This window comes from Telmatobacter bradus, from assembly GCF_048629425.1.
Classification (GTDB): Bacteria; Acidobacteriota; Terriglobia; order Terriglobales; family Acidobacteriaceae; genus Telmatobacter; species Telmatobacter bradus.
The window spans coordinates 1,667,850-1,687,319 of sequence record NZ_CP184532.1 but is presented as its reverse complement, the minus strand read 5'-3'; the positions used below and the strand labels follow the sequence as shown (position 1 = coordinate 1,687,319).

The following is a 19,470-nucleotide window of genomic DNA, read 5'->3' as shown; positions in this document are numbered from 1 at the left end:
CGACGGGAAGGAAGTAAGTCCGTCTGGCGGCCCGAAAAACGGGCATTTTCCTCGGATTTTCCTGGCTCTGCGCCGGAAATGTGCGGCCGAACCCCCTCGGCGAGCACCAGAGTCCTTGTGCGTCTGGATTTAATTGACCCTGCCCCAGTCATTTGATAGCCTTAATGCTAGATTTAGGGCCATCTCTCTGTCTTGTACGAGCATCCTGCGTGCCGGACAGATTTTGCTGTCTGCACTTTTTTTCGAACAGAAGCGGTGAATCGCGCTCCTGCAGATTGTTGGGTGGAAAGGCAAAGAATGCTACGCAAGCGCTATTACATCCTGTTTGTTGCCCGCGACGAAGACGGAAGAATCCGCAAGATTCCGCTCCCGCTCCACTATGCCTACGGCTTTGTGGCGGCAGCTCTGGTGGGCACTTTCACTATCGTGGGTCTGGCCGGCTCCTACACGCGCATGCTGATGAAGACCGAAAGCTACAATCAGGTCCGTCAGGAGCGTGAGTCACTGCGCCACGACTACAACCAGATGGCACAAATGGTGCATGAACGCGATGTGCAGGTGGCCTCGCTGGGCGCACTGGCCAATGAAGTGACGGCCCTTTACGGACTGCGCCAGACCCACATGACGGCCAAATCTTCTGCGGCAGCCGCTGCGGCAACTACGCCTTCCGCGCTGGTGCAGAGCGATGCAGATCCCAGCCAGCAGCAGATCAGCAACTCCATTGACCGCTTCTATGCCCTGCGTTCCGAAGCTCTTTCGGGTCGCATCTCGCGGGCACTTGAAGGTGGCCTTTCGCCTGACTTCTCCGGCGACTGGACAGCACTGGCCGACGCTCCCACACTCTGGCCGGTTATAGGCCGTCTGGGTTCCGGCTTTGGCTCCCGTGAAGATCCCATCAACGGCGAGGGCGCATTCCATTCCGGCATTGACATTGAAGCCGCCATGGGCACTCCGGTGCGTGCAACTGCCGATGGTGAAGTAACCGGCGAAGAGATGGGCGCAGGCTACGGCCGTCAGGTGGTCATCAACCACGGCCACGATGTGAAGACGGTGTACGGCCATCTTTCCGCCATCGCCGCCCTGCCCGGGCAGCATGTGAGCCGTGGCCAGATCATCGGCTACGTGGGCATGACGGGCCGCGCCACGGGACCGCACCTTCACTACGAAGTACGCGTCCACGGCGCACCGGTGAATCCATACAAGTACCTGCGTACCACCTTCAACGATATGGCCAGCTTTGAAGCGACCAGCTCGCAGAAGCACTAAAAAACAGTCCTGCAAAAGAAAAACGGCTCCCACGCGGGAGCCGTTTTTCTTGCTTCTGCCTTTGCGTTAACGTCGGGTACGGGCCTGCTCCGGATTCAGAAAATCCTCGAAGCTCCAGCCGGCCATCAGGTCGTCGTCGCTGTCGGGCGAAGCCGGATCGGCCTGTGCGGCCAAGGTGGCAGCCTGCGCCTCGGGCACCAGATAGTTTTCCGTCAGCCCACGCTTGAGAATCTCAAAGGCCCGCTCGGGCGTATCGGCAAACTCAAAGAGCTCAAGATCCTTGGGTGAAATGGCCCCGGTGTTGACCAGCGTCTCCAGGTTGAAGACGTTCTTCCAGTACTGGCTGCCATAGATCACCACGGTGATCTTTTTGGCCAGCTTGTTGGTTTGCGCCAGGGTAAGAATCTCGAACATCTCGTCGAGCGTGCCAAAGCCGCCGGGAAAGACGACCAGCGCCTTCGACAGGTAGGCAAACCACAGCTTGCGCATGAAGAAGTAGTGGAATTCGAAGTTCAGCGCGGGCGTGATCCAAGGGTTCGGAAACTGCTCAAAGGGCAGCTTGATATTCAGGCCGAGGGTCTTGCCGCCTGCCTCATGCGCGCCGCGATTAGCGGCTTCCATAATGCCCGGTCCGCCGCCCGAGGTAACCACGAAGCGGTTCTTGGACGAGGGCAACTGCATGGACCAACGGGTAAGCAGGGCGGCAAGTTTGCGAGCGTCCTCGTAAAAGCGGGCCATCTCAACGGCAGCGGTGGCGCGCTTCAGCTGCAGTTCGCTGGATCCGGGCTCGCTGGCAGGCTGCTCATGGCTGGGCGCTGCCTGGGTCGACCCAGTGTTTTCCAACAACTCCAATGCATGATCGGCCTCTTCGCGGCCACGAAAGCGGGCCGAGCCGAAGAAGACGATGGTGTCCTGAATCTGCTCGCGGCGGAAGCGAGCTAGCGGCTCAATGTACTCGGCCACAATGCGGATCAGACGCCCGTCGGGGCTGTTCAGAAAATGCGGATTCTCGTAGGCCAGTGGAGCCGCTTCCAAACGCGGCGGCCGTCCATTACCAGGAATCACGGCCTTTCCGTGAGCTTCGGGATTGTCTTGGGGGTGGGATTCCTGCAGGTTCTTGCTTTCGTCCATATGCGCTTTCCTTTAGCAGAAGAACGTCTAGAGAAGATTCAGAATACTCGTGGAATCTGAATTTGCTTTTAATCCTGACGGCGGCGGACCACGTCACGGAAGGCTATCCAGAGGTTCAGCAGGCCAAGTCCGCTTACAATGCCGCGCACGGCGCCATTGGCCGCAAGAATCGACAGCAGGGGAAAGCGGACAAAAAGAGGATTCTGGTCCCAGAACATATGCGACCACGGCGCATAACACAGCGCCAGGCCCACATACATGCGCAGCAGGACACGCAAAAACAGCTCACAGCGCTCCAGCCAGCGGGGGATGGGATGAAGATGCGGCTTTGATTCCACCAAAACTGCAGGCGATGGAGCCGGGCTATTCGTATATTCTGCTGTCGTCCGTACCGGCTGTTGATTCATGCTGAAATCGCCTGGGGTCTGTGCGTTTTCAACTCCGGAAGAAGCGACAATCAGCCTCATTGCCCGGAGCCTTTGTGCAAGAAGACCGTATTCAAACGGTAACACAGCCAGGCGTTCTATGTTGGACGAAATACAACGGCTTCCATATCAGCCTGCCACTGAATTTTTCGTATTTTTATACGAAAAGAATCAATGCCGTGCAGGGTTGGGCGGCGCCGCACTGGCCAGCGCTTCGCCCGTAGTCTGCAGCTGATAGTCACCAAAATCGATGGTGAAAACCGCTGTGCCGCCCACACGCACATGGGTCTCGCTCTGGTTACGTCCCGGCAGCCAGAACTCGCCCTCACGCACCGAGCGCTGATGGATGATGGTGCGGCTGATCCAGAAGGAGGGATTCTTGGCCGGCTGCGCCTCCATCTTGGCCACGGCGTAATCCGCCGCATCCACCCACACCTTGCCGCGATAGAGGAACCTGTTGCCCGTGCGCGGCTCAACCTGCAGCAGATAGGCTGGACGGCCGTCCACCGGATCGCTACCCAAAAGCGTGAAGCTATAGTTGGCCAGACTCAGTGCTGTAGCCGCCGGATCGCCCGCCGCCTCCTCTTCGGTTTCCACTGCTTTGCGCAGTACCTTTTCGCAGAGCGCATGCGATCCACTCTGGCTCAGAATGCGAAAGCTCTTGCCGGAGCGACGATCATAGCTGACCTCAACGGCCATCTCGGCATCCAGATGCTTCGGAAAGCCCTGGTACTCCACCCGATAGTGACGCACCGTGCGGTAACGCTCCAGATGCTCGCTACGCAAACGATTATGCTGCTGCATTTGCTCGACAATCTGTTCCGCGGTCTGCGGCTGCCCCGCCCGGGCCGTCGCGCTTGCCACTGCCAGCAGAAAAGCCAGCAGGACCAAGAAGAGCGCCTTTGGGGTTCTCATGCGCCCAGCGTAATGCGGCTTCGTTCAACGGGGGATGAAGCTGTGGTTTGAATCCTGCGAATTTTGCACTGTTTTTAGAGCAAAACCAGAGTTGGTATATCCCGAAAGCAGTCCACTCAAGTTGACGCGACCACCAGGGAGCGGCAACCTGACATGAACTGAACAAGGGCACAGGGACTCTGGTTTTGCTCTAGAGCACACTCCGCACCCCTGCTGCGGGCTTACTCCTTGGCTCCTCCGCTGGAATCCGGCGGATTTTCTTCGTCGCTGACGACGGGCGCGGAGGCTTCGCCTGCAGGCAGTTCCGCCACCTCAGGAACAACCAATTCCGCAACTGGCTCAGAAACAGGCTCAGCTGCCAGCTCAACCACCGGCTGAAAAGCAGCGCGGTAGGAATGCAGTACCCAGAACATGCCCCCAAGCACCAACAGCGACAGCGTGAACACAACTGCCGAAAACCCCGTCTGCCATGGGCCGAAGCCGGGCTGTACAGGCAGATCCCCCAGCCCCATTGAGCGATTGATTTGGCGGTTATAGTCAAGCATATTGCCGGGATGAATAAGCCAGATTGCAGTATTCACCACACCGAAGCCCAGCAGCGCCATGGCCAGTCGCCTGCCCCACTCGCGCAGGGTCCAGAGTCCGTAGGCGGCCAACGCGTAGGCAATTACGTACGCCAGTAGTAACAGCGTCTTCGACCAGCCAGAGAGCAGCACGCCCGCCGCAAACGCCGGGAACGGCAGAAAAGCCAAGGCAAGGCAGCCGAGCACGCTGATAGCCTTCAGCACCGCCAGCACCGCAATCGGCAAGGGACGGCGACTGGGCTGCAGATCGGCCGTCCCGGCGGCGAAGGATTCCACCACAGAGCGGCGCAGAAAATACACTAGCCACCAGACGCCGATGCCCGCCAGCACAAGCTCAAACAGCGCCATTCCTATAAAGACACCATGCACAATCCTCTGCACGGACGCCGGATCTGCGCCGTGGGCAGATGTGCTCGGTAGCGGCACAAAGCAGAGCAACAGCGTAATCAGAGCGCTGATCAGACTAAAAAATGCCTGCCCGCCACCAATCACCAGCATGGAGATACGTGCCCAACGCCGCATCATAAGCAGCCCGTAGACCGTGATCCAGCCCCACAGGCCGATGAGCAGTAAAACCGCGCCTTCGGCCAGAAACACCCCATCGATCCAGGGCGGCAGGGTCGTACTTCGGCCCACCGGCATATGGTGGACACCAAAGCCGGCAAACGCGATGCCCAAAGCCAGCAGCATGGGCAACAGTGAAACCAGAATCAACACAATGGCTGAAACAATCACTCCGGGCAAACGCTTCACGGATCCTCCAGCGCGGCAAAGGCCGCACATGCGGAATAGATAACTTAAAAAAGGTTTGTGGTGGTCTGGCAACACTCTAACACCGGCACCGGAGATATGCCGTAAAAAACCGCATGCGGGAATGGTACGATGCGGAGAAGCCAATCTCCGGAGGTTTCGATGCGCAGACTACTTCTCTTGTTCCTCTTCGCCGTTCTGGTTTTTGCTTCCACCACCGCGCTGCGGGCACAGGGCGCGCCCGTGCAAACCGCAGCCGGCCAGCCTTACACCGTGGAGTACTACTACAAACTACAGTGGGGCCATCAGCAGGAGTTTCTGGATTTATTCCTGAAGAATCACTATCCGATGCTCAAGCGTGAACTGGCCGCCGGACGTTTTCTGTCGGTCAAGATCGAGTCTCCCACCTACCACACCACCGAGGATGGCCGCTGGGACTATCGCGTAACCATCGTCTACAAAAACTCGACCATTGCCACCACGCCCAACCCAGACGAGCCCGCGCTGATCAAAGAGTTGTGGCCCGATCAGGAAACCTATAAGAAGGAAGAACAGCGGCGCTTTGAGATTCTTGCCGGGCACTGGGATCTACCCGTCACCGATATAACTCCCGCCGCAAAATAATCCAACTGCTTCCCTGGTCCCATATGCGGGACCGGGGAAGCAGTTGGAGCAATACATACAGGGGCTGAAGCCCGCACTTATTTTGCAGCAATTACGGTCCGACTAAAGTCATGCCCTGACACAAAATAGAACCTACGCAGTTTGCGACAGTGCCCCTATTTCCGTGGAGGAAATGGGTAGCCTTGCACGGCCAGCCGCCTGCGGTACGTGCGATACTCGCGAACCAGCACAAAGATGATCAGCGCCACAATCAGCAACGGTATGCCGATCAACCAGCCGGAAAGAGTCACGCGATCGCCGCCCACACTGGCGCTTTCGGCCACGTTGAGAAAGCCAAAGAGCGCCACCAGATCCTGCCCTACTGAGGCGTTTTCGCTCAGTAGCACTGAACCGAAGACGCTCACCAGATCCTCGCCGACCAGAGCGTCTTTTTCTACATGGACGCGACCGAAAAAGTCCACCAGATCGTGCTGCGCCTGGCCCTTCACATGCACATCGCCGAAGAAGGCCACTACGTCACCGGTCACGCGGCCATCCACCTGCACACTGCAGAAGAAGCAGACCACATCGCCTACCGCATCGTTTTCCGCCACATGAATACGCTGTCCGAAGCGCACAACATCACCCTCGGCACAAGCCTGCCTTGCCGGGCCATAGACAAAAAACGCCAGAAGAAGTGCAATCCATACGCCGCGCAGTTTCATAATTTTCCCTGCCCTCAACCTACGCACTGAAAGCCTGAAATGTTCCCTAAATAAGAGAAAAATCATGGCTTTGGAATCAGAACAGTGATCCACTCGGCGGCCCGGTCCACTACCACGTCGGGCGGCACATTCATCAGGTTCTGTGGGCCATAGCCGAAGGAGCAGCCCAGCGCCCAGGCACCGGCATTGCGCGCCGTCTGCACGTCCACCTGACTGTCGCCAATCATCAGCGTCTGTTCCGGCTGCGCGCCGGCCTCATCCATTAGCTGGCGCAGGCCCATGGGGTCAGGCTTCTTGATAGCAAAGCTGTCACCGCCATAGATGCGGAAGAAAGATTCGGCCAAGCCCAGGCCAGCGCAGATTCCCCGCGCCGGGCCTACGGGTTTGTTGGTTAGCACGGCCATCTGGCGCTCTGGATCGCCCGGCGCGTCATGCAAGGCCTTCAGCGCGGCCAGCGCCTCCAACACGCCCTCGTAGGCGTAGGTGAAGTCCAACTTGTGTTCGCGATAGTAGCGCAGAAAAAAGTCGAAGGCGGGCTTCAGTTCGGCCTCGGGCAGGGCTTCGGGCGCAATGCCGTCAGCGGCAGCCAGAGCACGGCGCACCAGCATCAGAGCGCCATTGCCTACATAGCTGGCAATCTGCGGATCGGGCAGGCAGGCGCGGCCAAACTCCGCCAGCGCCGCATTCACGCTGTTGCACAGATCCTGCGCTGAATCAATCAGGGTTCCATCAAGATCGAAAACCAGAAGCTTGAGCTTCTCCACGGGGATAGGACGAAGGACACGCACCATGCTTCCAGTGTAAAACGAGAGCGGTTTTCTTCGGGCGGAGTTTCTTCGCGCCGGAGGAGGTGCGATGATGTTTCTGCGTCTGCCTTGCTGAAGCCCTCTGCAAGATAGACCAGGAGAAGATCCCCATGAAGAATCTGTTCCGTCTGCTGCTTGCGGCAGTTACGTTCGCGCTTCCCTGCTTTCCACTGCACGCGCAGCAAAATTCCGCATCCACCACCACAGCGCTGGTGAGCGACCGCGCTGAGCTGATCCCGAATATGGGTGCATGGACGGAGCGCGCCCCGCTGAAAGAACAGTTGCTCGCCTACCACGCCTGCACCTGCACGTGTGGCTGCTATGCAACGGATCTGGAGGCTGAGACCGACCGCGCCATCGCCTTTCTGCAAAGCCGCGCCGCGCAGAAGAAGCCCGGCGAAAAGCTGGCGTTGGTGCTGGATATTGACGAAACCAGCCTCTCCAACTGGGAGGAGATGCAGCGCGAAGACTTCAGCTATCACGCCAACACCTACAAGGCGTGGGAGCTCTCGGCAAAGGCCACAGCACTGCCCGGCACACTCAAGCTCTTTCATGAAGCCGAGCGGTTGGGCGTGAGCGTCTTCTTCCTTACCGGACGGCCCGAAAACGAGCGCGAAGCCACCACGCTAAACCTGAAGCAGCAGGGCTACGAAGGCTAGCAGCAGTTGATTCTGCGTGCGCCGCACCCGGCCTCGGAGAACTCCAGCGACTACAAGTCCGCTGCACGGCAGAAGATCGTTGCACAGGGCTACACGCTGGCAGTGAATGTGGGCGATCAGTGGAGCGACCTGCGCGGCACACCGCAAGCCGAACTCTCCGTCAAGCTACCCAATCCCTTTTATCTGCTGCCGTAGATCTTCAGCTACTAGCCGCTAGCTTCCAACTCATCGTGCGGAACGAGGCTGTCGTTTTTTAGCAATGGACTACGAACCGGGCTGAAAAGGGTTTCTTGCCGACAGATTGGCTTGAATCTGTACTGCCACCGTTCTTACTCAAAGCCACGCGAAGCAGTTGGCCCCACCGCAGGTGGCACGCGAAGCGATTGGCCCCACCGCAGGTGGTTAGTGGATATGGATGGAGCCAGAGCCGGTTTCCAGGCGTACGAGTGGACCGCCGCTGCCCAGCTTGCCGCGCAGGTGATGGTGCTCCAGTTCGCCCTGCGCCAGCACCTCGCGGTCGGAGTGCACACTGCCTGAACCGCTCTCGGCATCGAGCATAAAGCTGCTGTTGCTGCTCCAGAACTCCACGCTGCCTGAGCCAGTTTCCACCTTCCAATCGGAGGTAGGCACACCCTCCACCTTGATCGAGCCCGAGCCAGTCTCGGCCTTGAGCCCGCCGCGCAGATGATGCAGATCCATCGAACCTGAGCCGGTTTCAGCCTTCACATCCCCGGCGTCGGCGGCCTCGGCCGAGATGTTGCCCGAACCGGTTTCCACCTTGAAGCCGCCCTTGAGCCCGCTGGCGTGAATCGAGCCGGAACCCGTGCCGAGCTTGGCGCCCTGCCCCACACCATCGTCGTTGATCTCGCCCGAGCCGGTGGCTACGTCCAGCGCAGCGTTTTCCGGCGCTTGAATCTCGTAATCGATGCTGATATTGTGCAGGTTTTCGTGCTCCAGGCCCACGCGCACAATGTTGCCTGTCTGCTTGATAGGCGGCTCAGCGGCAATCTGCTTCACACGGTCATCGCTTGCACCCCACCCGCCGCGCACGCGCCCCACAATGTGAATCGAGTTGAAGTTGCCACGGGTTAGATGAATCGAACCCGAGCCAGTGGTCACGGTCAGATCCACCTTGCCATTCACGCCCAGCGTACGATCAAAGCTGGCCTCGGCGGCATACGCGGCATGCGCTGCCAACCCCAAGCCCAGAGCCACGGCCAGCACCGCCGCAAGATTCACAAATCTCTGCATTGTTCCCTTCCTCCCAGCCATCTTGATTCAACCTACGCACCCTCCGGCAGATTGGTTCCCTTTTCTGCCGGTTTTCTTCATTTCCTGCAACTGCGACCAATGCTATGCTCTGAAAACAGATGGAAAGCCTTCTGCTGCTTCAGATTGTCGCCGTTGTTCTGCTGATTTTGGCCAATGCTTTCTTTGTGGCCGCCGAGTTTGCTCTGGTTTCCATCCGCGAAACCCGCGTGGAGCAGCTGCTGTCGGCACGCGTCTCTGGCGCTCGCGCTGTTGAAAAGCTCCAGCAGGGGCTCGACGAGCTTTTGCCCGCCGTGCAGCTGGGCGTTACGCTCTGTTCTCTGGCGCTGGGCTGGCTGGGTGAGCCGTTGGCCGCCAGACTGCTGTTGCAACCGCTGTCAGCACTGCCCCACGCGCAGGTGTGGGCCGGTGTTACATCCATGGTGCTCGGCTTTGCGCTCATCACCTACTGCCATGTGGTGGCAGGCGAACTGGTGCCCAAGTCGTTGGCCCTGCGCCGCGCCGAGGCTCTGGCGCTGGCCGTGGCTCCGCCCATGCTGGCCTTCATGGCTGCAGCCAGACCGGCCGTACACCTGCTCAAGGGTGGCGCGGGCATTGTGCTGCGCGCCTTCGGCATTGAGATGAGCGAACGCACGCAGCTGCACTCCACCGAAGAGCTCAAGCTGATAGCCACCTCGGCCCGTCGGGTGGGTCTTCTGCCCGAGTTGGAAGAAAAACTCATCCACCGCTCGCTCGAACTGGACGACGTGCCGGTGCGCGAGATCATGACCCCGCGCCAGAAGATCTTCTCGCTGGCCGACACCATGCCGGTGGGCGAAGCCTGGACCCGCCTGATGGCCCGCCACCACTCGCGTGTGCCCGTCTACGACGACGAACGCGGCCCCGAGCACATTGTGGGCGTACTCTACGCACGCGATTTGGCGCGGCTCTTCTGCTTCCGCCCGAGCGGTCCTGCCAATGACCCGTTTGCCGCCCTCACCGTGCGCCACATCATGCGCGATGTGCTGATCGTGCCCGAAACCAAATCAGTTCTCGACCTGCTGCAGGAGTTCCAGCAGCGCCGCCGCCAGATCGCCATTGTGGCCGACGAGTATGGCTCCATTGTGGGCCTGGCCACCGCCGAAGACGCCATCGAGCAGCTGATCGGCGAGCTGGACGACGAGTTCGACGCGCCCGCCGTTCCGGCCCTGACCACCGCCAGCGGCGCACTGCTGATGGAGGGCGGCGTGAACCTGCGCGACCTGGAGACCCAGATGCAGTGGAACCTGCCCCGCGATGGCGGTGTGGAAACACTGGCCGGCTTTCTGCTCAGCCGCCTCGGCCACATTCCCGAGGTTGGCGAGTCGGTTGTCTTCGAGGACCGCCGTCTGACCGTGGTCGAGATGGAACAGCGCCGCATCGCCAGAATCCGGGTGGAAAAACTTGACTCCACCGAAGCCACCCCTGCGGATTGAGATTCATCGGTACAGGCCCAAAGCGGGTCATGTCGCTATCTTTCCGGATACGCGACCATGTTTTCCCGTGTACTTTACCCCTCGGCAGGTGCAGAATGATCGATTATGCGCCGGAGCAGCCTAATACTCTTTCTGCACTCAACCCATTCCGGCATCGAGTGGCGTTTGCCTGTTGCTGACGCGCTCTGGAGGAAGACCCATGGCCGAAAAATCAGCCAAAAAACACACCCATAAAACAGAAAAACTCACGGGAAAGAAACCGCACGACAAGAAGGCCCCAAAAAACAAAAAGGCTGCCGCCGCTGCCCCTGAATCCGTAGAGGCCGCCGAGCAGGTTCCTGCCCTGGTTCTGGGCCAGGACTGCAAGTACATGGGTGAGCTCAAAAAGCTGCAAATCGAGCTCGTCAAGCTGCAGGAATGGATCAAGCACGAAGGCCTGCGCGTGGTTGTTCTCTTCGAAGGCCGTGACGCCGCCGGCAAGGGTGGCGCCATCAAGCGCATCACCGAGAGCCTGAATCCGCGCGTCTGCCGCGTGGTGGCACTCGGCACGCCCACCGAGCGCGAAAAGACCCAGTGGTACTTTCAGCGCTACGTGAACCACCTGCCCGCCGCTGGCGAGATGATTCTGTTTGACCGCAGCTGGTATAACCGCGCCGGCGTGGAACGCGTGATGGGCTTCTGCACCGAAGAGCAGTACCAGGAGTTCATGCAGAGCTGCCCGGAGTTCGAGCGCATGCTCATCCGCTCCGGCATTCTACTGATCAAGTACTGGTTCTCAGTGAGCGACGCCGAGCAGGAAAAGCGCTTCCAGGACCGCATGAACAAGCCCACCAAGCGCTGGAAGATCAGCCCCATGGATCTGGAATCGCGCAAGCACTGGGCCGACTACTCCCGCGCCAAGGACGAGATGTTCGCCATTACCGATACCAAGCAGTCACCCTGGTACGTGGTGAACGCCGAAGACAAGGAAGCCGCCCGGCTCAACGTCATCCGCCACCTGCTGTCGAAGATTTCCTACCACGACCTGACGCCCGAGCATCTGGAACTGCCGCCGCTGGTCAAAACCAAGTACGTCCGCCCGCCCATCCACGAGCAGAACTTCATTCCACAGATCTATCAGGAAGAAGCCGTCCCCAAGCCCGGAAAACACAAAGAAAAAGATACGGAAGACTGATTCCAAATGCCCAAAGGGCGTGTTTCATTCACTGAAACACGCCCTTTGCATTTCTGCATTCCTGCCGCTACCAAAGCGGAGGAACCGGCTGTTCGCGATAGATGGGCGCAGGTCTATTCGCGCTGGGAAGACGCAACACTCCCAACCAAAATTTAGAGCAAAATCAGGAAAGGTAGCCCCAGGAAAATCGTCCAAGGTTGCCGTTCCCTGATGGTCACGGCAACTTTGGACCTGTGGCTTGCGGGTATAGTATCCCTGATTTTGCTATAGCCCCGGAATCGTAGATCACCGTAATCAGCCCTCCACGTCCAGCACAGACCATTCCCGCTCCGGGGCGGGGTCGTTTATGGTGGAGGAAGCCCATGAAACAGACACTCACACGCCTTGCCCTTACGCTGCCCGTCGTCTGGCTGGTAGTGTCGCTGGTCTTTTTCCTCATTCATATGGTGCCGGGCGATCCGGTGGCAATGATTCTGGGCGAGGGTGCCAGCGTGGCCGACACCGCGGTCCTGCGCCACGCACTGCACCTCGATGAGCCGCTGCATGTGCAGTACGTGGATTACTGGGCAGGCGTAGCCCATGGCGACCTGGGCCGCTCCATCCGCATGAAGGATAGCGTCGGCCATCTGGTTGCCCAGCGCTATCCCTACACGCTGGTGCTCACGCTCACCTCGCTACTGCTGGCCCTGCTGCTGGCCCTACCCGCAGGCGTATGGGCCGCCGTCTATCGCGGCAAGGCAGCCGATCATCTGCTCTCGTTTGTCTCGCTCTTTGGGCTTTCGGTGCCCGGCATTGCGCTGGGGCCCATGCTGATTCTCATCTTCTCGATCAGCCTTGGCTGGCTGCCCGTCTCGGGCGCAAATGCCGGCGGCTCAGCCACCATCGACTGGCGCTATCTGGTGCTGCCCACCGTGGCCATGGGCGCGTCGCTGGCGGCGATCCTGACCCGCATCGTACGCACCTCCATGCTGGAGGAACTTGGTCAGGATTATGTACGCACCGCCCGCGCCAAGGGTCTGAGCGAAGCCGCCGTCCTCTGGCGGCATGCACTGCCGAACGCACTGGTTCCCATTGTTACCGTGGTAGGTTTGCAGTTCGGAGCCTTACTGGCGGGCGCCATCGTCACGGAGACGATCTTCAGCTGGCCCGGCCTCGGTCGCCTGACCGTCAGCGCCATCTCCAACCGCGATTACGCACTGGTGCAGGGCTGCCTGCTGGCCATCGGATTGACCTACGTGCTGGTGAACTTCCTCACCGACCTCGTCTACCACGTGGTGAATCCGCGCATGCGGGGCTAACCACCTGCGGTGGGGCTAACCACCTGCGGTGGGGCTAACCACCTGCGGTGGGGCTAACCACCTGCAGTGGGACTGACCACCTGCGGTGGGGCTGACTGCTTCGCGTGACTTCGCCAAGAATGTGCGACAAACAGCCGTGGATCTACTCCTCGCACAGGTGCACGATCTCCGGCTTCAACTCGCCGTCTGCGGCAATCGTCAGCAGCCCCACGGTAATGGGCAGCTCAAAGCGCCGGGGACCGCAAGAGCCGGGATTAAAGTAGAGCACGCCCTTGCGGTGATAGAAATTGGGCACATGCGAGTGGCCGAAGAGCACGGCGGCAAACTTGCCCGCAGCCGGGTCCAGATGCAGCGTGTACAGGTCGTGCAGCATGTAGATGTACTGCTCACCGGCCAGATAGACTTCGGTCTCGGGCAGCTCGCCTGTGGAGCCTTCGCGGTCAACATTGCCACGCACGGCGGTCACCGTGGCAATGCGGGCCAGTTCCTTGAGCACCGAGGCCTTGCCCACGTCGCCCATGTGCAGAATGTGCTCCACACCAGCAAGCGCCGAAAAAACTTCGGGGCGCACCAGCCCATGCGTGTCACTGACAATGCCCAGTTTGACGACCTTGCTCACAGTCCCAGCTCCAGCCGCGTACGCGGGTCCAGTTGGTCGCGCAACGCGTCACCCAGAAAGTTAAAGCCGAGCACCGCTCCAGCCACGGCTGCCGCAGGAAACAGCACCAGATGCGGCGAATCGAAGAGGTGCGAACGCGCGTCGTTCAGCATGGCTCCCCAACTGGGCGCGGGCGCGGGAATACCCAGGCCCAGAAACGAGAGCGTGGCCTCGGCCAGAATCACGCCCGCCATGCCGATGGCCGCCTGCACCAGCACCGGCTGAACGATATTCGGCAGAATATGGCGAAAGAAGATGCGCAGCCCCGATGCACCCAGCGCGCGAGCCGCATCCACATACTCGCGTTCGCGGGCAGCCATCACCTGCGCCCGAACCAGACGCGCATACCCCGCCCATCCGCCAATAGCCAGCGCCAGCACCAGATTCAGAAAGCCGGGCCCCAGAAACGCAGCAAAGGCAATGGCCAGCAGAATGCCGGGCAGAGCCTGAAAGGTGTTCATGGCGAAGGTGGTCAGCACGGTATCCACCCAGCCGCCCATGTAGCCAGCCATGCCACCCACGGCCAGCCCCAGACCAAGAGAAAACGCCACCACCGTGAGCGAAATGGCCAGCGAGAGCCGCGCCCCGTAGAGCAGGCGGCTGAGCGTGTCGCGGCCCAGCTCATCGGTGCCGGCCCAGTGCGCCGCCGAGGGGCCTTCCAGCCGGTGCACAAGGTCAATCGACGAAGGATTGTAGTGGGCAAGCAGCGGCGCGGCCAGGCCGCTCAGCACAAAAGCAGCCAGCAACAGCACACCAACCACGGCCAGCGGCTGACGCCTGCCGCGCTGCACAAGGGCGCGTAGAGTAATAGACGTGATAAACATCGACAAGGAAAGAATACAGCGACTTGGCGCGCGGCGTCGGGTTCAAGATCCTATGAACCGATTGTTTCTTGCGTTGCTCCTCTGTGGAATCCTTCCCTGCACTGCTCTGCAACAGACCCATGCGCAAAGGTATTCCGCGCCGGCCAACATGCCTGCTGAAGTGGAGCAGCTGCTGGCCATGGCCAATCAGTCGCGCTCCCAGGCCGGTGCGCGCCCCCTGCGGATGGATGCCGGGCTGAACGCCGCCGCTCTGGCCCACTGCCAGCGCATGGCCGCCGAACACGCCATTGCCCACCGCTACCCCGACGAAGCCGCTCTGGACGAACGCACTGCGGCAGCAGGCGCGCACTTCAGCCTGATCGAAGAAAATGTGGCCGAGGGCCCGACGGCTTCCATCATTCACACCAGTTGGATGCATTCCCCCGGCCACCGGCAGAACCTGCTGAACCCCGCCGTGGATCACGTGGGGATTGCAGTGGTGGCCGCCGACGGCATGCTTTACGCCGTAGCCGACTACGAACACGCCTCCGAGGCCGTCAGCAGCAGCACGGCCGAAGACAAAGTGGCCGGCCAGCTTGAGCGTCTGGGCGTGAAGGCCACGGCAGGCACCACAGCCGCCCGCGCCGCCTGCCGCACCGACCATGGCATTCCGATGCAGCCCGCAGCCGCCACCGGCTCAACCTTCGTAATGCGCTGGGAAAGCCCCGACCTGAATCAGTTACCCCAGCAACTCCACCAAAAGATTGAGCAAAGCCGCTATCGCCGCGCCGAGGTGGCCAGTTGCCCGGCCCAACAGGCGGAAGGCGGATTCACCGTCTACCGGCTGGCCGTGCTGCTGTACTGAGATTCCGTCTGCAAGAAGGAACCCTGGCCGTACCCGGCGCATCTATCAAGCAGGAAATCCTAAGCAGAAAATCCGCAAGGAGGATTCATGGACCGGGAACGACCTGCCAAAATCGGCATTGTGGGCGCGGGCAGTGTAGGAGCCACCATTGCCTATGCAGCAATGATTCGTGGCGTAGCGCGGCAAATCAGCCTGTTCGACATCAATCAGAGCAAGGTGCAGGCCGAAGTACTCGACCTGAATCATGGTCAGCAGTTTGCTCCGCAAGCCACCATCGACGGCTCCGACAGCACCGAGTCTCTTGCCGAATCCGACGTGGTCGTGGTCACCGCTGGCGCACGACAGAATCCAGGCCAAACGCGCATGGATCTGGTGGCCGCCAACACGCGCATTCTGGAAAAGCTGCTGCCCGAGATTGTGCGCGTTGCACCCAGTGCCCTGCTGCTGATGGTCACCAATCCAGTCGATGTGATTACGGAACTGACCCTGCAAATGACTGGCTTGCCCTGGCAACGTGTAATCGGCTCCGGCACCGTGCTCGACAGCTCGCGTTTCCGCTTTCTGATTGCGCGCTCCTGCGGCGTGGCCGTGCAAAACGTGCATGCCTACATTGCCGGCGAACACGGCGACTCCGAGATTCCCCTCTGGTCCAGCGCCTCTATCGGCTCCATTCCGCTCAGCCAGTGGGCAGTGGAAGGACACGGACGGCTGGCCGCGCAGGAAAAGGAAACCATCTTCCGCAACGTGCGCGACGCCGCCTATCAGGTGATTCTGGGCAAGGGCGCAACCAACTACGCCGTGGGACTGGCCGTCACCAACATTCTGGAAGCCATCCTCCACGACGAGCGCCGCGTGCTGCCGGTCAGTGGCCGTCTGCAGGGTTTTCACGGCATCGAGGACGTCTGCCTCAGCCTGCCGCGCATCGTGGGCCGCTCGGGCATCGAGCCACCATTGCCCATCCCCATCACGGTCGACGAAGAGGCCGGCCTGATCGCCAGCGCCAACAGCATCCGCTCCGTTGTACAGCAAGTGCGCAGCACACAGTAAACCGTAATCCAAAAAGGCCGCACGCCGGGATTACTTCCCTGACGTGCGGCCTTTTTGCGTAGTTTTTTGAGCAAAAAACACAGCAGCTCTGCTTCGCTCTAGCCCTTGCGCTACTTTTCCGCTGCGCGCTCCTGCGGGCTGGGAATCAACACAGATGCCATCCCTGCAGCCTTCGCGCCTTCGATGCCGAGCAGCGTGTCTTCAAAGACCAGGCAATGCTCCGGGGCAACACCCAGTCGCGCGGCTCCGGTCAAATAGGGATCCGGCGCAGGCTTGCTGCGCGTGTAATCCTCAGCGCCCACAATCACCGGAAACTTGTCGAGCAGCCCCACCGCCGTCAGCGCATTGATCACCGACTTGCGCCGTCCCCCCGAGACCACCGCAAAAGGCAGCTTTCCGTACTGTGCCTCGATGGGCTCCAGCGTCTCCGGAATCACTTCGAGCGACGGCAACATCTCAAAGTACATCTCTTCCTTGTCTTCAGCCACCTGCTCGACGGGCATCTTCAGCCCCTGCATCTGGTTCAGGTCGGCAATGATCTCGGAAGCCGGCTTGCCGCCCCAGGCGTAGAACAGAGCCTCGTCAAAGGTGCAGCCCCACATGCCAAGCGCACGGCTCCAGGCGCGGTAGTGCAGAGGCATCGAATCGACGATGGTGCCGTCGCAGTCAAACAGATAGGCGCGGAAATCACCCGCAGGCAGTTGCAGCTTCATGGGAATGAGAAAACTCCTTCGCAAAGGGGTAAGATTCGATGGAACGGGCGGCGCACGATAGCCAGCCCACGTTCAGAAGCTGCAACCAGGACGCACAAGCCTTTCCTTCAGGGTATCGCAGACCACCCCCAGCGACTTTCCCTCCGTCCTTCCTGGCTGCATCTCAAGTTTTTTCAGAGATTTTCACAACTTTTCTCATTTCAGCCCTCCAGGGTTTTGACTCCAGGCTCGTGGTTTGATACTTTTGATTAAGACAAGTTGTTGCCAATCACTCCTCAGTAGCTCAATGGCAGAGCATTCGGCTGTTAACCGAAGGGTTGTAGGTTCGAGTCCTACCTGAGGAGCCAATAAATCAATAACTTAGAGCATTTCCTCAGATTCACAATCCCCACAAAACCCCACGCTAACACCTACACTGCAACTGCCAAAGGCGTTTCCTGCTTCATCACCATCTGAACAACCTTGGAATTGGCGTCCTTCTTGGCTTGCAGGGTGCTGTTGCCGTATACGTTCATGGTCGTTGCGACGTTGCTGTGCCGCATCAGCTTCTGCTGTACGCCAATCGGAGCGCCTGTCTCGTCCAGTAGCGAACGGTACGTGTGCCGAAAGGTGTGCCAGCCCAGCCCCTCAATCCCCACATCCTTACCTCTGGGCCTGAGAATCTGGCGCTGAATGATGCCCGCGTAGTAGCAGCCTCCCGTGACGTGCGAGGGAAACACCAGCCCCTCCGTCCGGTTGCCTTTCCAGTCGTTCAATACAGCGGCAAATGCAGGATCAAGCGGAACCTCGTCTTGAGACGCTTCGGTTTTTACTTTGCCGATACGCCCATTGACGACACCCTGCTGAATCGCCATCACGCCGGTATTGAAGTCGATGTGTTCCCAGCGCAGGGCCAGAAGTTCCGAAACCCTCAGTCCGGTACACATCGCTACAATCACCATCGTCTTGTACGGCTCTCGCAGAACGGCCACCAGTTCCTGAAACTTTTCTGGCGCGATGATCTGCGGTTTTCTCTGCCGTCGGCTCGTGCTTTTCAGTTTGACCAGTTCAATCGGGTTGCGCTGTAGGTCGATCAATCCCCACAGCATGGCCTTTTCAAACAGCAAGTGCATCAGCGCCCGTACCTGTCCGCGTGTTTTGGGCGATAGGGGCAAAGCCTTCAGCCATTCGGAGACTTCCAACGGCTTGACGACGGCCAGCGGTTTACTACTCCAACGCGGCTTGATGTGGTTGTTGAGGTAGCTGCGATAACCGGACGCCGTGCTGTAGGAGAATCCGTCCTTGATGGTCGTTTCCCCTGGTTTCTGTTTCAGAATCTCCTCGATGCGCTCATCCTTGATGAATCGGTCAATTACCAGTCCAAGCGTGGGCGTGTTCTGTGCCCGGTAGGCTTCCGGCCCATTGATGCGCAGAACCATTTCCTGCAAATGGACCAGAGCCTTTCTCTCGGTTGGATACTCCAAGGTGCTGAGCGTTATCTGCCGCATGGGGCTTCCCGGTTCCGCGTGGTTGCGGTAGCGGTATTCCCAAACATCCGCGCCAGACGTGCGAGAGACCCTCCGTATGCTTCCGTTCTGATACCGTGTTCGCGTAAAGGTCAAGGCGTTCTCCTCTACTCCACGCGAAGCGGCTGGCTGCATAGATTTTGCTGTGCCCGCACCCATTGGTCAAGCGCGGAGAGGTGAAAGCGCCAGTATTTGCCCAGCCGGATTCCCGGCACCCGCCGTTCGCGGGCCAGCTTTTGCAGCGTCTTGACGTGAATGCGCAGATGAATTGCGGCCTCTTCAGCGGTCAGGAGTGGTTCAAACTCCGGCAGATTATCGCGGTGAGAATCGGCGGAGCCAAATGTAATGTGTTTATCCATGAATTGCCCCATGCACCCAAGCAAGGCTTGCCGGAACGCAGGGCGGTAGCGACCGCGCGGCTACGGTTCTCTGTTGGCGTTTGCCAGCTTGAGCACGTTTGAAATAGGTTGGGAGGGGTTTTGGGGCCTGGTGGGAGGGTGAATCAGAGGCGCTATACGCCCTGTAAAAAGTCGGAGATGGTCAGTTCAAAGCTCTGGGCCAGAACGTCGATTGTCCCGATGGAGGCTTGCTTGCGTCCGTTCTCAAGCTGGCTGATGAAAATCTTCCCAAGCCCAGACAATTCAGCCAGATACGCCTGATGCCATCCCCGCGCAGTCCTCAGTTCCCGGATTCGTCGGCCCAGCCGCACGGACACATCTATTGCCACTCCTCAAGTGTCGGTTTATCCTAACGGCTAAGTTTGCCTTTAGGCTAAGTCGATCAATATGAGCCAAACGGCGCACGTCTCCGCGCGCGTCTG

20 protein-coding genes, 1 tRNA gene and 1 pseudogene are annotated in these 19,470 nt (G+C 59.7%); 9 read left to right on the top strand and 13 right to left on the bottom strand.

Annotated elements, in window-relative coordinates; genetic code table 11:
- Positions 1 to 297 precede the first annotated feature (297 nt).
- A complete protein-coding gene (locus tag ACOBR2_RS07270) occupies positions 298 to 1,266 on the top strand; it encodes a M23 family metallopeptidase (RefSeq protein ID WP_420239365.1) in 969 nt (322 codons plus the stop codon).
- A 66-nt stretch (positions 1,267 to 1,332) separates the two neighbouring features.
- Here the strand turns inward: ACOBR2_RS07270 and ACOBR2_RS07265 are convergent, their stop codons facing one another.
- The 4 genes from ACOBR2_RS07265 to ACOBR2_RS07250 form a co-directional block, all read right to left on the bottom strand.
- Entirely contained in the window at positions 1,333 to 2,397 is a 1,065-nt protein-coding gene (locus ACOBR2_RS07265; RefSeq protein WP_420239364.1) for a TIGR00730 family Rossman fold protein, read from the bottom strand.
- 68 nt (positions 2,398 to 2,465) lie between these two features.
- Positions 2,466 to 2,804 carry a hypothetical protein gene (locus ACOBR2_RS07260; RefSeq protein ID WP_420239363.1) on the bottom strand — a complete coding sequence of 113 codons (339 nt, stop codon included), beginning with the start codon at positions 2,802 to 2,804 and terminating at the stop codon, positions 2,466 to 2,468.
- Positions 2,805 to 2,993: 189 nt separating this feature from the next.
- Complete coding sequence (locus tag ACOBR2_RS07255) at positions 2,994 to 3,737, bottom strand: hypothetical protein (RefSeq protein WP_420239362.1); 744 nt, start codon at positions 3,735 to 3,737, stop codon at positions 2,994 to 2,996.
- Positions 3,738 to 3,958: 221 nt separating this feature from the next.
- Positions 3,959 to 5,074, bottom strand: coding sequence for a hypothetical protein (locus tag ACOBR2_RS07250; RefSeq protein WP_420239361.1), 1,116 nt, complete (start codon positions 5,072 to 5,074; stop codon positions 3,959 to 3,961).
- A 159-nt stretch (positions 5,075 to 5,233) separates the two neighbouring features.
- On the opposite strand from ACOBR2_RS07250, the gene ACOBR2_RS07245 reads away from it, so the two are divergent.
- Positions 5,234 to 5,695: a hypothetical protein gene (locus tag ACOBR2_RS07245; protein ID WP_420239360.1), complete on the top strand. Its 462-nt coding sequence runs from the start codon at positions 5,234 to 5,236 to the stop codon at positions 5,693 to 5,695.
- Between the two features lie 155 nt (positions 5,696 to 5,850).
- Here ACOBR2_RS07245 and ACOBR2_RS07240 read toward each other — a convergent pair whose 3' ends face one another.
- Entirely contained in the window at positions 5,851 to 6,399 is a 549-nt protein-coding gene (locus tag ACOBR2_RS07240) for a hypothetical protein (RefSeq protein WP_420239359.1), read from the bottom strand.
- A gap of 62 nt (positions 6,400 to 6,461) precedes the next feature.
- Positions 6,462 to 7,190: an HAD-IA family hydrolase gene (locus ACOBR2_RS07235; RefSeq protein WP_420239358.1), complete on the bottom strand. Its 729-nt coding sequence runs from the start codon at positions 7,188 to 7,190 to the stop codon at positions 6,462 to 6,464.
- A 125-nt stretch (positions 7,191 to 7,315) separates the two neighbouring features.
- On the opposite strand from ACOBR2_RS07235, the pseudogene ACOBR2_RS07230 reads away from it, so the two are divergent.
- Positions 7,316 to 8,059: pseudogene (locus tag ACOBR2_RS07230) on the top strand (HAD family acid phosphatase).
- 207 nt (positions 8,060 to 8,266) lie between these two features.
- Here ACOBR2_RS07230 and ACOBR2_RS07225 read toward each other — a convergent pair.
- A complete protein-coding gene (locus tag ACOBR2_RS07225) occupies positions 8,267 to 9,115 on the bottom strand; it encodes a DUF4097 family beta strand repeat-containing protein (protein ID WP_420239357.1) in 849 nt (282 codons plus the stop codon).
- A 119-nt stretch (positions 9,116 to 9,234) separates the two neighbouring features.
- Here ACOBR2_RS07225 and ACOBR2_RS07220 point away from each other — a divergent pair, with 119 nt between their 5' ends.
- The 3 genes from ACOBR2_RS07220 (at position 9,235) to ACOBR2_RS07210 (ending at position 13,059) form a co-directional block, all read left to right on the top strand.
- The gene (locus ACOBR2_RS07220) at positions 9,235 to 10,587 is read left to right on the top strand and encodes a hemolysin family protein (RefSeq protein WP_420239356.1); all 1,353 of its coding nucleotides are present in this window, start codon (positions 9,235 to 9,237) and stop codon (positions 10,585 to 10,587) included.
- A 199-nt stretch (positions 10,588 to 10,786) separates the two neighbouring features.
- Positions 10,787 to 11,761 carry a polyphosphate kinase 2 gene (ppk2, locus tag ACOBR2_RS07215; protein WP_420239355.1) on the top strand — a complete coding sequence of 325 codons (975 nt, stop codon included), beginning with the start codon at positions 10,787 to 10,789 and terminating at the stop codon, positions 11,759 to 11,761.
- A 362-nt stretch (positions 11,762 to 12,123) separates the two neighbouring features.
- Positions 12,124 to 13,059: an ABC transporter permease gene (locus ACOBR2_RS07210; protein WP_420239354.1), complete on the top strand. Its 936-nt coding sequence runs from the start codon at positions 12,124 to 12,126 to the stop codon at positions 13,057 to 13,059.
- Between the two features lie 142 nt (positions 13,060 to 13,201).
- On the opposite strand, the gene ACOBR2_RS07205 is transcribed toward ACOBR2_RS07210, so the two are convergent.
- Both ACOBR2_RS07205 and ACOBR2_RS07200 read right to left on the bottom strand, forming a co-directional pair.
- On the bottom strand, positions 13,202 to 13,678 hold the full coding sequence (locus ACOBR2_RS07205; protein WP_420239353.1) for a metallophosphoesterase family protein: 477 nt from the start codon (positions 13,676 to 13,678) through the stop codon (positions 13,202 to 13,204).
- The gene (locus tag ACOBR2_RS07200; protein WP_420239352.1) at positions 13,675 to 14,541 is read right to left on the bottom strand and encodes an ABC transporter permease; all 867 of its coding nucleotides are present in this window, start codon (positions 14,539 to 14,541) and stop codon (positions 13,675 to 13,677) included. The genes ACOBR2_RS07205 and ACOBR2_RS07200 overlap by 4 nt, the downstream gene beginning before the upstream one ends.
- 52 nt (positions 14,542 to 14,593) lie before the next feature.
- Between ACOBR2_RS07200 and ACOBR2_RS07195 the strand changes: the two genes are divergently transcribed.
- Positions 14,594 to 15,385, top strand: a complete 792-nt coding sequence (locus ACOBR2_RS07195; RefSeq protein ID WP_420239351.1) for a CAP domain-containing protein — start codon at positions 14,594 to 14,596, stop codon at positions 15,383 to 15,385.
- A gap of 87 nt (positions 15,386 to 15,472) precedes the next feature.
- Complete coding sequence (locus ACOBR2_RS07190; RefSeq protein ID WP_420239350.1) at positions 15,473 to 16,432, top strand: L-lactate dehydrogenase; 960 nt, start codon at positions 15,473 to 15,475, stop codon at positions 16,430 to 16,432.
- A gap of 110 nt (positions 16,433 to 16,542) precedes the next feature.
- Here ACOBR2_RS07190 and ACOBR2_RS07185 read toward each other — a convergent pair whose 3' ends face one another.
- The gene (locus tag ACOBR2_RS07185; RefSeq protein WP_420239349.1) at positions 16,543 to 17,145 is read right to left on the bottom strand and encodes an HAD family hydrolase; all 603 of its coding nucleotides are present in this window, start codon (positions 17,143 to 17,145) and stop codon (positions 16,543 to 16,545) included.
- Between the two features lie 272 nt (positions 17,146 to 17,417).
- On the opposite strand from ACOBR2_RS07185, the gene ACOBR2_RS07180 reads away from it, so the two are divergent.
- Positions 17,418 to 17,492, top strand: a tRNA-Asn gene (locus ACOBR2_RS07180).
- 63 nt (positions 17,493 to 17,555) lie between these two features.
- Here ACOBR2_RS07180 and ACOBR2_RS07175 read toward each other — a convergent pair.
- The 3 genes from ACOBR2_RS07175 to ACOBR2_RS07165 all read right to left on the bottom strand — a co-directional run bounded on the left by ACOBR2_RS07175 (position 17,556) and on the right by ACOBR2_RS07165 (position 19,377).
- The gene (locus ACOBR2_RS07175) at positions 17,556 to 18,632 is read right to left on the bottom strand and encodes a tyrosine-type recombinase/integrase (protein ID WP_420239348.1); all 1,077 of its coding nucleotides are present in this window, start codon (positions 18,630 to 18,632) and stop codon (positions 17,556 to 17,558) included.
- 125 nt (positions 18,633 to 18,757) lie between these two features.
- A complete protein-coding gene (locus ACOBR2_RS07170) occupies positions 18,758 to 19,009 on the bottom strand; it encodes a helix-turn-helix domain-containing protein (RefSeq protein ID WP_420239347.1) in 252 nt (83 codons plus the stop codon).
- Between the two features lie 152 nt (positions 19,010 to 19,161).
- Entirely contained in the window at positions 19,162 to 19,377 is a 216-nt protein-coding gene (locus ACOBR2_RS07165; RefSeq protein WP_420239346.1) for a helix-turn-helix domain-containing protein, read from the bottom strand.
- Positions 19,378 to 19,470: the final 93 nt, after the last annotated feature.